This window comes from Bacillus sp. L_1B0_5 (genome assembly GCF_000836715.1).
Lineage (GTDB): Bacteria > Bacillota > Bacilli > Bacillales > Bacillaceae_G > Bacillus_A > Bacillus_A thuringiensis_S.
In genome coordinates, this window is record NZ_JXIS01000049.1 from 98,493 (window position 1) to 113,808 (window position 15,316).

Here is a 15,316-nt window from a genome sequence, read left to right on the forward strand (position 1 = left end):
TTTATAAACTTAATCCAAACCTTTTTAATTCAATAAATATCCCCTCTAATTGCTTTCCTTTATCCGTTAATGTGTACTCTACACGAGGCGGAACTTCTGGATATACTTTTCTCGTTATAATGCCTTGCGATTCTAATTCTTTTAGTCGAAGCGATAATGTTTTCGGACTAATACCATCCATTGATTTTTGTAAATCACTAAAGCGTAATGTTCCTTCGATAAGAAGATCACGAATGATTAAAAACGTCCATTTTGTACTAATTACATCAAGCGTTTTAGCGATAGGACAAGGTATGCCAGGTAAACCTTTCGTTAATTCAACTGGATCTATATTGTTCATGGAACTAGCCTCCATAAAATTTTTTTGAATGAATTTGCTTTATAGTATCACAAAACTATACTTTTGGTAACTATATGAAAAAAATATCACTACTTCCATAAAGGAAGTTAGTGCATATACAATAGCAATACGAAACACAAAGGATTTATATAAGGAGGTGGTGATTTCCATGGGGATAAAAAAGTTATTTGGATTTCTTAGTTTATTTGTTATTTGTATTGTGCTTGTAGCATGTGGTGTGGAAGGGAAAACTGAAGTCCAGTTATTAAAAGAAATGCCAAAGCCAAAAGCAATGACAATCGATTCCTCACTAAGTAAAAAAGAAGCGACAGAAATGGTTCATGCGGCGCAGCGTTTTTATGCATTTTGGGATACAGGTAAGGAGGAACTTATTCCGCAGACTGTTACTAAAGATTTCTTCGATAATACATTGCCGAAAGGGCGACCACAAGGCATTGAAGGATTAATGTTTGCAGCGCAAAATTTTCGTAAAGTTGTGCCTGATATACATTGCGAGATTGAAGACTTATTAGTTGTTGGTGATAAAGTAACAGCCCGTCTTTCTTTTACAGGAACGCATAATGGTAAGGAAATTAATTTTTTTGCAATTGATATTTTACATGTGAAAGACGGAAAGATAACGGAAGATTGGCATTTAGAAGATAATCTTACACTACAGCAGCAACTCGGCTTCATAGCTGAAGAGTAGATCATATAGGAGAGAGAAAAGCGATGAAAAATATATTTATTATAAATGGACATGAAAAATACGGTACAAAGGAAGGACGATTAAATAAAACGTTAGTAGATTATATGGTTACTGTATTAGGCGAGAATCATTATGTGAAAACAACAACGATTCAAGATGGTTACAATATTAAAGAAGAACAAAATAAATTTTTATGGGCCGATGTTGTTATTTATCAAACACCAATTTACTGGTTTAGTGTTCCAGGCTTATTTAAAACGTATATGGATGAAGTATATGAATACGGTTTGTTCTTTAAAGGTGCAGATGAATATGGAACAGGTGGTTTATTAAAAGAGAAAGAGTATATGTTCTCTACAACTTGGAATGCACCTGAAAAAGCATTTGGAGACAAGACGAAGTTCTTTGAAGGAGAAAGTTTAGAATCAGCGCTTAGTCATTTACACCGCGTGCAAAAGTTTCTCGGTATGAGTCCGTTAAAGAGTTTTGCTTGTTATGATGTGGTGAAGAATCCGGATATTGAGAAGTTTTTATTAAACTTGAAAGATCACTTAGATGGAGTAATTAAATAATAGTTTATATTTGTATGTGAAAAAGGTACTACTAAGGATGTAGTACCTTCTCCTTTTATAAAAACTCACACTTTAATACATGGATGGCTGTACCCATAACTTCGCAAAATTTGCCCAACCGAATGAATCAATTGTTACGTTTTTTAAAGAAGAAGGGTATGTTTTTCTTTTTAAAACGTGATAGTTAAATAAAATGATGTGTTCTACTTGTAAAAACTCTTCAATCTCATACATGAGTTCATAACGCTTTTCTTTATTTTCTTCTAGTAAAAATGTATCTAGTAAACAGTTAATTTGTTTTTCGTAGTGTGGGTCCATGAACCGATTTACGAAGCAACTTTTATTTTTAAATACATTTAAGAAGGCAAGTTCATGATTGGCAGCAAACACTTCTCCCATGAAAATAATATCGGCATGTTGATCGATAGAACGGTTCATATAATCTGAAACGGGAAATGGGTGAAGCTCTACTTGTATACCTAAACTTTCACATCGTTCTTTTAAGAAATATGCATCATTTGCACTATCTTTAAATGCGAAGAAGTAAATATGTATCGTTTCTCCATTGTATGTACTCTTTTTTAAATACTCTTTCGCTTTTTCTAAAGAGTAAGATCTTTTAGAAGCTTGGCGACTTCTTTCAGGGAAGAAGCTTGATGCAGCAATTGTTCGTCTACCCTCTATGTTACGAAGTATCATTTCAACATCATATAGTTCTCTCCAAGCTTTTCGAAAGTAAATGTCGTGATGAGGACCAGATTTTGTAAAGTTGAAGCTAGCATAAATACAACCTATTTCTTCTATTTGTATATCATGCCTTTCATTTTCCTCTTGGTTTGGTAGTTCATAATCAGCATCTATTTGCACATGGTCAGGAATACCCCAAAATTCAATACGGTCTAATAATGCGCGCTCTTTAAAATAATGGGTGAACGCTTCGAGTACGATATTATCTTCAGAGTAATGAGCAAGTTTGAAAGGTCCAGTACCTATATAATGATGATTTTGAATACTCGTATCACGCGGTAAAATGGCGAGCTGCATTGAACTTACATAGTGTAAGAAAAATAAATTTGGTTTCGCTAAATGGAATCGAATTTGCAGTGGTGATGGCGTTTCAATTTGAACAATTTCTTCTGTTAACCATTCAAAAGGAGATTGAACTTGCTTTAGTCTTTCAAATGAAAATTGTACATCTTTAGAAGTTAAAATTGTTTCGTTATGAAAATATATATCTTTTCGTAAATAAAAGGTCCACGTAAGTCCATCTTCACTTAATTCCCACGTATGCGCAATGTGAGGCTCCATTTTTTCAGTAACATCGTTATAGACGACTAACGTATCAAAAATTTGACTCGTAAGATGGCTCTCTGTAGTTACAGCCACAAAAGCCGGATCTAATGGGAAAATCTTTCTCGATATAGGAATCTTTAATACGTCGTACATATCATTTGAAGGTTCGTATCCAAAATGATGATGTAGTTTATTTTCTATCTTTTTTTGAAGTGCAAGGGGTAGGGGTTCTTTTAAAAGAAGAAAAACATCCTTTAATTTTTCTTGCGCTAACAGTTCATCTGTATGGGATTCAATTGCTTCTACGAAGTTATGTACAAATAGAATTTCCGTTTTATTTCCGCGGCCTCGACCTGGAGTCCAGCGAATTAATTGTTCCACGCTCATTTTCTTTAATAAAATCTTTACGTTTTTCGTACTGCAATATAAAACATCCGCTAATTCTTGTAAGCTATTTCGCATATGTTGTTGATCTTGTGCATGTAGTCTTAGTCTAATGTAATATTCCATAATTTTCATATATACACTTCCTTCTATCATAAAAGGGGAAACTCTTTAGAATATTCTAACCTTTTTCTTCCTTTTTTTCAAAGTAAAATAAGTAAGCATAAGGAGGGGGAAACAATGGGATTTTGGAGTATGCATCGAAATATAAAAATTAGAATTATAACTTCGTTTTTAACACGTACTGTGTCCACGATGATTTTTCCATTTATGGCGATTTATTTTTCAATAAAGTTAGGTAGTGCGATTGCTGGTGCGTTACTACTTATTAATGTCATAGCTTCATTAGTAATTGGTTTATACGGTGGATATGTTGGAGACCGGCTTGGGCGTAAAAAGGTTATGATTATCGGTCAAAGTATACAAGTCATTTCCATTGCTTGTATGGGAGTTGCGAATTCGGATTACGTTGACTCACCATGGCTAACATTTGTGTTTATGTTAGTGAATAGTTTAGGGTCTGGACTTATGAATCCTGCGACAGAGGCGATGTTAATTGATGTGAGTACACCTGAAAATCGAAAAGTGATGTACAGCATTAATTACTGGGCTATTAATTTATCGATTGCGATTGGAGCGATATTTGGTGGATTACTATTTGAAAACTATAGACTACAATTGTTTATCGTATTAACGCTTGTTGCCATTATGACTTTATATGTGATGGCTGTATATATGGAAGAGGTGTATGTAGCGAGAAAAACAGTAGAGAAGAAAAATGTATTAAAAGATATGGCAGATAGTTATAAAGTCGTAATGAAAGATAGAGCGTTTTTAATTTTTTGTGCAGCGAGTATATGTACATTATCGTTAGAGTTTCAAATTAATAATTATTTAGGGGTACGTTTGCAGAAGGAATTTGAAACAGTACAATTTTTCTTCGGTAATGGTGTTACGTTTGATTTAACGGGTATTCGAATGCTGAGCTGGATTTCAGCGGAGAATACAATTTTAGTTGTGTTATGTTCAGCACTTCTTATAAAAATGCTGAAAAGCTTCAACGATTTGAAAATCTTATATGTAGGTTTATTCATTTATACAATTGGATTTACAATACTCGGAACGAGCAATAGTTTATGGATTTTATTAATTGCAGGGCTTTTCCAAACAGTAGGCGAGATGATGTATGTGCCAGTGCGTCAATCTATTATGGCAGATATGGTGCCAAATGAGGCGAGAGGTTCTTATATGGCGATTAACGGGATGGTCTTTCAAGTTGCAAAAATGAACGGGGCATTAGGTGTTATGCTAGGTTCATTTATTGCATCTTGGGGCATGAGTGCTCTGTACTTTATCGTTGGTATGAGCAGTATTTTACTATTTATGAAGGCAATAGGGAAAGAGAAGTATGAGGATGAGAGAAATGTTTCTCAAATTGGATGAAACTATATAAAAGCGAACCAGTTATACTGGGACTCGCTTTTTATATAATTTTTAGAACGGATCAACTTCAGCCAAATCAGGGTTAGCATTCGGATTTGTTAATAAGGTTTTCAGCTCACCTACTTCTGAGAGAGCAACGAGGATATAACCACTAATAAGTACGATGAGTCCAATGACTCGTAATGTTTGCAGTGTAATGTCACGGCTATTATTTTCGGAGTTGTCTTGGGGCGGAGAAGGTGGATTATTGTTCATAGTTAGGCTCCCATCTTTTTTGTTTATATGTGCGAAATCATTATTTAACTTATGGATAGGAATTATATAGTCATTTTCACTATATGAAAAATGACTATGAAAAGTGATTAGAAATTTTGGGACGAGAAAAGAGTGTGTTACACAAAATCATTGAAAAAGAGGTTTTATTTGTTTTTTATACAAATAAAAAGGTTAACCAAAATAGCCATTTAGCTATTTTGGTTAACCTATAATATCTATCCTAATATACGCAACGATTCTTCAATAAACGCCGGTATATCTTCTGGTTGTCTACTTGTGACTAATTGATTTTGGCATACGACAACCTCTTTGTCATGAAAGTTCCCGCCAGCGTTTTTTAAATCGACTTCAATAGATTTATATCCAGTTACATCACGTCCTTCAAGTGTTTGTGCAGTGATGAGTAGCTGAGGTCCGTGACAAATAGCGAAAACGGGTTTGTCCGCATCCATAAATGCTTTACTAAAGCGTACAAAACGCTCATCTGCACGGAGTATATCAGGGGAAAATCCACCTGGTATGAAGAGGGCATCAAAGTTCTCTGGAGAAACATCATCAATACTTTTATCAATTACGACTTCACTTTTTCCTTGCTTACCGTGTACTGTTTTCCCTTTTTCCATTTCAATGGTTGTTAATTCATATTCCTTTTGATTAAAAGCTGCTACCGGCTCTGTGTATTCTGTGTCCTCGAAATAATCCGTTATTAAAATAGCAATTTTTTTACTCATTGCATTCAGCTCCTTACATTATATTGTCGGTTCCAGAATCATCCTTGAGCAATGCCTTTTATAAAGTGAAACTTGAATTCATATTTTTTCATTCCCTCCACTTTCTTTGCCCTGTTAATTTAATAAATACCCTTTTTATTAGGACGTAAACATGTATTATCGTTTTTGTATGTAAAAATCATAAAATATCGGTTGTTTCAGTGATTCTTGTTTGAGGAAGCAAAATAAAAAAGCCAAGGAGATAATTTATTTGCTCCTTGGCTTTTAAGATATTTCTTTTCGTTAAAACGAAGAAACACGTTGCTTCGTTTTTGGTACAATAATAACTTTGATCCAGAGTAACCCGACAATCATAATGATAAGGCTATGTAAAAATTGACCTGTAGCAATGAGTATAACACTCGAAAATACAATGAGTTGAATGCTTAGCAATATAAAGATTAAGCTAAGAAATTGCTTCATCCTTTCTTCAGTATGGATTGGATATAATGCTACAATAATATTTCCCGAAAAATATTTCCACAGTGAACGGAGCTGCATAGAAATCATATATAGAACGATGTAAGCGATAGCGCCTTTTACGTATATATTTGGTATGAAATATAAGGCGAAAGCACCGATCAATCCTAAGCGAATATATATACCGAAATAATCATTCCCACGTAAAAATGCTAATGTATGTAAATAGAAGAAAATTGCTCTTTTTTTATGTAATAAAGGTTCGATCCAATTTGTAAGCCATTTTCTTTTATTTACTTGTTTGTTCAGTTGCGGAACATCAGTGAAGATGCTAGCGAATTGATAAAAACGAACGTTCATTTTTTCTTCTTGCTCGATTATGTAATCCCACGGTATTCGTTTTGTAGGCTGTTTTTTCGTGTATACAAGCAGGAAAGCAAGTAGTAAGAGTAATCCACCCAATATGAGAACATTTGCGGAATAAAACAGCATGTAAATGATTAAGGCGTTACAAGTAATACGGATGATCAGCCATATGTTTTTGTCGTGACTATCACGCCACATCCAATGTATGTACATGTTCCAAGCTTTCGTAATCATTAACACGATAAAGATTGTACATAAAAAAGGTACAGTTAATTGCAATGATTGCAGTGCAAGTGGTACGAGAATAAGGAACGTAAATAATAATGGGAAAAGCTGAATGATATAATTATATAGAAGAGATTTTTTGAAATAGGATTTTAATTTCTCTTCTAATGCAAGCAAATAGACAGCATCAGGTTTTTGAATAAATGTACGGATAGGGCATCTAGTTATAATGAACGTAAGTACAATCGTTATAATTATTAAAGATATTCCTTTAGAAGGAGATGCTTTTAGAAACTGAGCATAATAATATGCACCAATGCATGAAATAAAGATAAAGCTATATAGTAAACCGTTAATCATACGTGCAAAGTATGTAATGATATTTTGAATATGTTGTTGGAAGCGACTGCTCCATAGCGATTCGATTGACATGTTTTTCACCTCTTTGTTCTATTATATATGTTTTACAAAAGAAAAAACGAGCAAATTGCGTTATGCAACTTGCTCGTTTTTCTTTTCGTTATTTTTTTTCTGATCACGATTCATTAATGGATAGAAGGCAAATCCGATTACGAATAAACCAATTCCGAGAAGGAACGTTTTTATATCGGATGCCCCCGTTTTAATAACCCATAGTGCGTAGCAAAGTGCGATCACTGCGACTATGCCATCTGTAATTCTTGCCCGCATTTCATTTTTATATGTTTCACCAGTTGCGACTAGTTTTAACTGGAAGATTGGTGAAACGAGATATGGAATGAGGTAGGCCAGTGTTGATACGGTAATAACGAATGTATAAGCTTCCGCAATGGTTCCTGATAATGTTGAGAATAGGAACACTTGCGACATAATGTTTGTTAATCGTAATGAGTAAATTGGACTTCCTTTTTTATTTGTTTTTGTGAAGAAGGAAGGGAAGAAACCTTCTTTTGCTGCTTGATATGGTACTTCTGAGCTTAATAAAATCCAGCCTAAGATAGAACCGAACAGGGAAGTAAGAGCAAGTAATGCCATCAGTTTCCCGCCGCCATGACCCATTGCAGCGTTTAATGCATCTGCTAATGGACGTTCAGAAGCTTGTAATTTATCAACGTGAAGTACACCCATTGTTAAAATTGTAATTCCTAAGTAAATCGCAACTGTAATAAGTAATCCCGCAACTGTTGCACGTTTTACCGTTTTTGGAGAAACAGCACGGTTTGATAAAAGAACGGCTGATTCAATTCCGATAAACGCCCAAAGCGTTGTAAGAGCAGCTAAATTTACTTGTGAAAGAAGACCATGTGATACACCTGATTTATCAATCATCGGCGTGTACCATTGTCCAAACTTAGAAGCTTCGAATGCAAATAACGTAACGACGATGAATAAAAGGAATCCAGTTACTTTCGTTGTTGTTGCTAAGAAGTTTAGTTTTCCAGCGCCGCTTACACCATTTGTTAATATAATATGAGTTCCCCAAAGTAAGATGGAACAAATCGTAAATGTAATTAGTTTTCCGACTTCTATGTTAAAAGAACCGATTGAAAATAGTAGTCGCGTATCTTTCATAATTGGGAAGAAGAGTGATAAATATCCCGCAAATGATGTAATGATGGCAACGTTACTTGCCCAGTTTGCAACCCAATATCCCCATACCATACTGAATCCAGCCATTTTTTTCTTTTTTGGTGTTGAGAATAAAGCATATGCATGACTTTGTGGTCCTGTCGTTAAATCAGGACGACGAATTGCTAAATTACCGAAAACAAGAGCTAGCATTAAAACACCAAACCCTGTTGTTAACCAAGCTAAAGTGACACCGAGTGGGCTTGCTGTTTGTGCCAACGTACTTGGCACCATGAAAATACCAGCGCCAACCATGTTACCGACAACGAAAGCTGTTAGTACCCAAAAGCCCCATTTTTTTTGTTGCATAGAAAATACCTCCAAAGTTAGTATAACCAAGTCAAGCGAGGAGATATGTATGTCTTCTTAGTAGAGAAGAGAAGTCCCAAACAAAACAAAAAAAGCACGTAATCTGCCGCTACATGCTTTCTATCTTATAAGAAACCCACGACATACCTCTCGATAGCTCTCCACAAACGAAACGTTTGTGACAGTTCTGCACTTATTAAATGCAGACCCAGCAAGCGTGCATGGTGGACACGACTTACTTCGGCAACCATTCCTTTCTCATTCCTTCATCAATGCCACTACATCTCCTGAAATGATACTCTTAATGACTGCAACCTCTACCTCACCGAGATACGAATGAGGATTTAAATATTAAATTAACGTCTTTAAGAGTAACAAATGTATTTTTATACGTCAATGGATATAGTAATAATCAGATTATAGAGAAGAATTTGTGATTAAAAACGAATAAGATTTTAGCATGAAAAGAAGCTGATCTAAAACTAGATCAGCTTCTACATATAAGATTAAACTAAGTTTAATACAGTCACTTTTTCACGTGTCATAGACTCAAGGCTCTTACGAATACCTTGTGCTCCCATACCTGAACCTTTTACACCGATGAATGGGAAGTGATCAGGGCCGCGCTCTGTGCGTCCGTTAATTTGAACAGAACCAGTTTCGATTTTGTTAGCAATTGCAAATGCTTTGTTAATGTCTTTAGTGAAGACACTTGCTTGCAGACCGAACTCTGATTTGTTAGCAATTTCAATTGCTTGCTCATCTGAAGAAACACGAATGATTGGAAGGATTGGGCCAAATGGCTCTTCCCAAGCAACTTTCATTTCTTCTGTTACGTGGTCGATTAATGTTGGGTAAATTAAGTTACGCTCACGTTTGTTACCGATAACGATTGTAGCACCTTTTTCTACAGCGTCGTCAACTAAGCCTTGAACGAAGTCAGCAGACTTGTCGTCGATTAATGGAACGATTGTGCTGTCTTGTTCTGGAGATCCAACTGATAGTTCAGCTACTTGCGCTTTTAATAAGCTAACAAGCTCGTCTGCTACGTTTTCGTGTACAAGTACACGTTTAATAGCTGTACAACGTTGACCAGAGTAAGAGAATGCACCGCTTACGATATGGTTTGCAGCATCTTGTAAGTCAGCATCTTCACGAACGATACCAGGATCTTTACCACCAAGTTCTAATACAAGTGGAATCATTGAAGCTTTTTTCGCTAAATGTTTACCTGTGTTTGTACCACCTGTGAACGATACCATATTAATGCCTTCGTGTTCTACTAAGTAGTCACCAATTACAGAACCGCGTCCTGTCGCTACGTTTACAAGACCTTTTGGAAGGCCAGCTTTGTGAAGTGCTTCAACCATTTTAATACCACTAATTGCACCTTGAGTTGCTGGTTTGAAAATAACAGCGTTACCCATAATTAATGCTGGTGCAAGTTTCGCAGCAGATAAGTTTACTGGGTAGTTAAATGGTGCGATTGCTAATACAACACCAAGTGGTGCGCGTTGGATGATCGCAAGTTTCGATTTCGTTCCGCCAGGGAAGCTATCGCCCATCATGCTTTCTCCGTGCATATGTAAAGCTTCTTCGATCGTGTAACGAATGAAGTCAGCTGTACGAACAACTTCTTTCTTCGCATCTTTATAGCCTTTACCGACTTCTTTCATAATGATATCGGCAATTTCATCCTGCATATTTACGAGCTCATCAGCCCATTTATATAAATATTTTGCGCGATCTTGTAGAGAAGCTTCAGCCCATGATTTTTGAGCTTCTTTTGCAGATGCAATTGCTTCATCTACTTCTCCGCGAGTAATTGCTTGTACTTGTCCAATTACTTCGTGTAAGTATGGAGATGGAATTTCGATTGTTTGTCCTGAAGAGCTTTCTCTCCATTCTCCGTTTAAATAAAATTTGTACGTATTGCTAGTTGTCATGATTAGTCCTCCTAAAATAGCAACTTGTAAGAGTGAGTATAAGGTGATTGTAGGGGGTTTGATAACATTTTTCAAATGAAATGTTTGTGAAAACGATTTCTTATTCTTTTTTTATTTTGTATGCCCTTTCTTACAGAAGATTCCCTTATTTCAAAATGATGTATTATATATTTTTATTCAATGTGTAAAAAAACAATTGACAGAATACTCAATAAAGTTGTAAGATTATAAATGGAAAATAAATGAAAGGGGTGTGCGTAATGATTGTAATCGTAAATGTAATGGGCTTAGCTCTGTTAAATGGCAGAAAACATTCATATCATTACGCAACCCGTACGGATATATAGGGCATCTTTGTCTTATAAAAAGCGTACGTTGCGTATATCGTAACGTACGCTTTTATGCATTCCTGTGCATATCGTCAAGCGGCGGTATGCTTTTTTTTGTTTATTTTCCCTTGTTTGGTTCCGATAAAAAACTTTGGAAGGTGGAAAAATGTGATGAGATTGTATGGGTTACGAAATGTAAATGTGATGGGTCTGGATAGTGGATAAAGAAATGAGAGGTAAACGAGAACGAGAAGGGAGAGGTTACATTGTTATCAGTATTACTAAAGTTAAAATGGTTTTTTAGGGAGCATTGGAAGAGATATAGTATCGCCATTGGAGCTCTTTTAATTGTAAATATAGTTGAAGTCATTCCCCCGAAAGTGTTAGGGGTTACGATAGATAATATCAAAACAGGAACGTTATCAAACGAAGCAATTATACAGTCTATTCTTATTTTAGTTGGGGTTACGGTAGTTGGATATGGCCTCACTTTCGTATGGCAACATCAATTGTTTGGCGGTGCATTTGTACTTGAGAAAACGATGCGCTCTAAATTTATGGGGCATTTACTTAAGATGACGCCGACTTTTTATCAAAAAAATCGTACTGGTGACTTAATGGCGAGAGCAACGAATGATTTAAAAGCAATCGCTATGACAGCTGGTTTTGGTATATTAACGCTTGTAGATTCTAGTTTATACATGCTTACGATCGTTTTTATGATGGGATTTACAATTAGTTGGGAGCTTACATTTGCAGCGCTTATCCCACTTCCAATTATGGCGTATGCGATGAATATATATGGAAAGAAATTGCATGAAAGATTTACAGTTGCGCAAGATGCATTCGGTGATATGAATGATAAAGTGCTTGAATCAATCGCTGGTGTGCGCGTTATTCGTGCATACGTACAAGAGAATGCAGACGAGGAAAGATTTCATCATTTAGGAGATGACGTCTACGAAAAAAACATGAAGGTAGCGAGAATTGATGCATTATTCCAACCAACTGTGAAAATGCTTGTTGGTCTTAGTTATTTAATCGGCTTAGTGTACGGTGCATACCTTGTATTTCAATCAAAGGTGACGCTTGGTGAACTCGTTTCTTTTAACGTGTATTTAGGGATGATGATTTGGCCGATGTTTGCAATTGGTGAACTAATTAATGTTATGCAAAGAGGAAATGCTTCGCTTGACCGTGTGAATGAAACGTTAGCGTATGAACCGGATGTAAAGGATCCGAAAAATCCAAAGCTTGTACAAGAGCCGGATTATATTCAGTTTGATGATGTGTCTTTCTCATACCCTTCATCAACTGGAGAAAATTTAAAGAAAGTTTCTTTCACATTAAAGCAAGGAGAAACACTTGGGGTTGTCGGAAAAACAGGAAGCGGGAAAACGACGCTTGTACGTCAACTTCTTCGCCAATATCCGCTGGGAGATGGAGATATTGCAGTTTCTGATGTGACATTAGATAAAATGACGAATGAAAATGTACTCGGGTGGATTGGGTATGTACCTCAGGAACATATTTTGTTCTCAAAAACAGCGCGAGAAAATATTTTATTCGGAAATAGGGAAGCGACTGAAGAAGAACTCGAGAAAGCGATTGAAATTGCTGCGTTTAAAAAAGACTTAGAGTTTTTACCAGAAGGGTTAGAAACGCTCGTTGGAGAGAAGGGTGTTTCTTTATCAGGAGGACAAAAACAAAGGATTTCAATTGCGCGAGCTGTTATTCAAAATCCAGAAATTTTAATTTTGGACGATTCTTTATCAGCTGTTGATGCTCGTACGGAAGCAGCGATTATTGAAAATATAAGAACAGAAAGAAGCGGGAAAACGACGATTATTACGACGCACCGTTTATCTGCCGTACAACATGCGGATTGGATTCTCGTTATGGATGAAGGTGAAGTAATGGAAGAGGGTACGCATGATCAGCTTATTAAAAGCGGAGGCTGGTATGCTGAGCAGTTTGAAAGACAACAAGGTGAAAGTGAAAGTGCGGATAGTGGGGTGAAAATATGAGCGTTTCAAAACGATTATTTCAATATGCGATGAAAGTGAAAGGGACGATTTTTGCAGCGATGTTAATGTTATTTATTTTCGTCATCGCAGAGCTTGCTGGTCCTTTCGTTGCTAAAACGATGATTGATGATCATATCGTCGGGATAGAGAAACCTTGGTATGAAACAGAAAAGAGTGAAGAAGCTGTTTCATACAATGGCGCTTTTTATAAGCGAAGTGATCGCTTTGAACAAGGTGAGACAAAAGGTAAAGAAGTACGTGTGATGCAAGTCGGTTTTCAATATTATTTTGTACCGAATAAAGTGAATATTGAAGGGTCACGTACTGTAAAAGGTGATATGATTACCGTTCAAAATGGTAAGGCAGTGCAAGTGTATAAAGCGAAGGCATTAACGAAAGAAGAAGTGTTTGCGTTTTATAAACCAGAAATAAACCGTCTATTATTACTTGGTGGTGGCTATTTCGCTTTATTAGTAGTCGTATCATTATTTGCATACGGAAAGCAGTTCTTCTTGCAGAAGGCAGCGAACAAAATTATTCAAATTATGAGGGAAGATGTTTTTTCTCATATTCAAACGTTGCCAATTCGGTACTTTGATCATTTACCGGCAGGGAAAATTGTTTCGCGTGTGACGAATGATACAGAGGCCATTCGTGATTTATATGTAACGGTGCTGGCAACATTCGTTTCTAGTATCATCTATATTATTGGGATATTCGCTGCGCTATTTTTATTAGATGTGAAGCTCGCTTCATTATGTTTATTAATTATCCCAATTTTAATCGTTTGGGCAATTCTTTATAGAAAGTATGCGTCTGTATACAATCATAAAATGCGTTCACGTTTATCCGATATTAACGGAACGGTGAATGAATCCATTCAAGGGATGCCAATTATTCAAGCGTTCCGTCAAGAGCGTGAAACGAAAAAAGAGTTTGAAGAATTAAATGGCGATTATTTTAAGTATCAAAATAAAATCTTGAATTTAAATGCAGCAACTTCGCACAATTTAGTATCTGTATTAAGAAATATCGCTTTCACAGGAGTAATTTGGTATTTCGGCGGTGCGTCATTAAGTGCTACAGGTATTATTTCACTTGGGGTACTGTATGCGTTCGTCGATTATTTAACACGATTATTCTCGCCAATTACGAATATGGTGAACCAGCTTGCAAACTTAGAGCAAGCGCGCGTTGCATCAGAACGTGTCTTTGAATTGTTAGAGGAAAAAGGGGAAGCGGTAGAAGAAGAACGTATGCCTCGTTTAAAAGGAAATGTGAAATTTGATAATGTATCATTTTCTTATAATGGAAAAGATGAAGTGCTAAAAAATATTTCTTTTGAAGCGAAACAAGGCGAGACGGTAGCGCTTGTTGGTCATACGGGATCAGGAAAAAGCTCCATTATGAATGTACTCTTTCAATTTTATGAGTTTGAAAAAGGAAAGCTTACGATTGACGGTCACGATGTAAGAGAAATGCCGAAACAAGCAACTCGTGAGCATATGGGAATCGTACTGCAAGATCCGTTTTTATTTAGCGGGACGGTCGCTTCCAATGTAAGCTTAGAAAACGAAAAAATTTCAAAAGAGCGTATCATAAAAGCATTGCATGATGTTGGTGCTGAAAGATTTGCGAACAATATAAATGAAGAAATTACAGAAAAGGGAAGTACGCTTTCCACTGGAGAACGTCAGCTTATTTCGTTTGCTAGGGCGCTTGCTTTTGATCCAGCTATCTTAATTCTAGATGAAGCAACGTCTAGTATTGATACAGAAACAGAGGCGATGATTCAACAAGCACTAGAAGTTGTGAAAAAAGGAAGAACGACATTTATTATTGCGCACCGTCTTTCAACAATTAAAAGCGCAGATCAAATTATTGTACTCGATAGAGGAACGATTTTAGAAAAAGGTTCTCATGATGAACTAATGAAAAAGCGTGGGCGTTATTATGATATGTATAAAACGCAAATGGAAGGCAATCAGAGTGCTTAATAGGTATGGGGGAGAACTTGTGATTTTTGCAAGTTCTTTTTTAGTGAATCAGGGCAGTTAAATAAGAAGTATTGTTTTACCTTTTTCTTTATAAATGCTATATTTAAAAATGTTACTTATTTTTTGTATGTAGGGGTATTTTTCCCTTTTGTTTGATTATGAAGAAAAAGGATAAACTAAATAAGAACATTTTCATTGAAAAATTGTTCAAGATTGCATACAATCAATATAGTTTTTAAATT

The 15,316-nt window shown here is 35.9% G+C and carries 12 protein-coding genes and 1 riboswitch; of the genes, 5 read left to right on the forward strand and 7 right to left on the reverse strand.

Translation table 11 applies throughout. The features are described 5' to 3' along the window. Position 1: 1 nt before the first annotated feature. Entirely contained in the window at positions 2-340 is a 339-nt protein-coding gene (locus tag RT27_RS17470; RefSeq protein WP_001059470.1) for a helix-turn-helix domain-containing protein, read from the reverse strand. A gap of 169 nt (positions 341-509) precedes the next feature. Between RT27_RS17470 and RT27_RS17475 the strand changes: the two genes are divergently transcribed. Next, on the forward strand, positions 510-1,049 hold the full coding sequence (locus RT27_RS17475; RefSeq protein ID WP_043936792.1) for an ester cyclase: 540 nt from the start codon (positions 510-512) through the stop codon (positions 1,047-1,049). Between the two features lie 23 nt (positions 1,050-1,072). Then, positions 1,073-1,621, forward strand: a complete 549-nt coding sequence (locus RT27_RS17480) for an NAD(P)H-dependent oxidoreductase (protein WP_016082724.1) — start codon at positions 1,073-1,075, stop codon at positions 1,619-1,621. Positions 1,622-1,693: 72 nt separating this feature from the next. Here the strand turns inward: RT27_RS17480 and RT27_RS17485 are convergent, their stop codons facing one another. Next, on the reverse strand, positions 1,694-3,454 hold the full coding sequence (locus tag RT27_RS17485; RefSeq protein ID WP_043936794.1) for an SgrR family transcriptional regulator: 1,761 nt from the start codon (positions 3,452-3,454) through the stop codon (positions 1,694-1,696). A gap of 84 nt (positions 3,455-3,538) precedes the next feature. Between RT27_RS17485 and RT27_RS17490 the strand changes: the two genes are divergently transcribed. Beyond that, complete coding sequence (locus RT27_RS17490) at positions 3,539-4,801, forward strand: MFS transporter (RefSeq protein ID WP_043936796.1); 1,263 nt, start codon at positions 3,539-3,541, stop codon at positions 4,799-4,801. Between the two features lie 51 nt (positions 4,802-4,852). On the opposite strand, the gene RT27_RS17495 is transcribed toward RT27_RS17490, so the two are convergent. The 5 genes from RT27_RS17495 to gapN form a co-directional block, all read right to left on the reverse strand. Next, a complete protein-coding gene (locus RT27_RS17495) occupies positions 4,853-5,056 on the reverse strand; it encodes a hypothetical protein (protein WP_001063856.1) in 204 nt (67 codons plus the stop codon). Positions 5,057-5,292: 236 nt separating this feature from the next. Next, entirely contained in the window at positions 5,293-5,808 is a 516-nt protein-coding gene (locus RT27_RS17500) for a type 1 glutamine amidotransferase domain-containing protein (RefSeq protein ID WP_043936798.1), read from the reverse strand. 282 nt (positions 5,809-6,090) lie between these two features. Continuing rightward, positions 6,091-7,290: an ABC transporter permease gene (locus RT27_RS17505; RefSeq protein WP_043936801.1), complete on the reverse strand. Its 1,200-nt coding sequence runs from the start codon at positions 7,288-7,290 to the stop codon at positions 6,091-6,093. A gap of 60 nt (positions 7,291-7,350) precedes the next feature. Beyond that, positions 7,351-8,775, reverse strand: coding sequence for an amino acid permease (locus RT27_RS17510; protein WP_016082719.1), 1,425 nt, complete (start codon positions 8,773-8,775; stop codon positions 7,351-7,353). Between the two features lie 146 nt (positions 8,776-8,921). Then, positions 8,922-9,103: riboswitch (Lysine riboswitch) on the reverse strand. A 178-nt stretch (positions 9,104-9,281) separates the two neighbouring features. Beyond that, positions 9,282-10,721, reverse strand: a complete 1,440-nt coding sequence (gene gapN / locus RT27_RS17515; RefSeq protein ID WP_043936802.1) for an NADP-dependent glyceraldehyde-3-phosphate dehydrogenase — start codon at positions 10,719-10,721, stop codon at positions 9,282-9,284. A 595-nt stretch (positions 10,722-11,316) separates the two neighbouring features. On the opposite strand from gapN, the gene RT27_RS17520 reads away from it, so the two are divergent. After that, a complete protein-coding gene (locus tag RT27_RS17520; protein ID WP_029441703.1) occupies positions 11,317-13,077 on the forward strand; it encodes an ABC transporter transmembrane domain-containing protein in 1,761 nt (586 codons plus the stop codon). Then, a complete protein-coding gene (locus RT27_RS17525; RefSeq protein WP_016082717.1) occupies positions 13,074-15,074 on the forward strand; it encodes an ABC transporter ATP-binding protein in 2,001 nt (666 codons plus the stop codon). Before RT27_RS17520 ends, RT27_RS17525 begins: the two co-directional genes overlap by 4 nt. Positions 15,075-15,316: the final 242 nt, after the last annotated feature.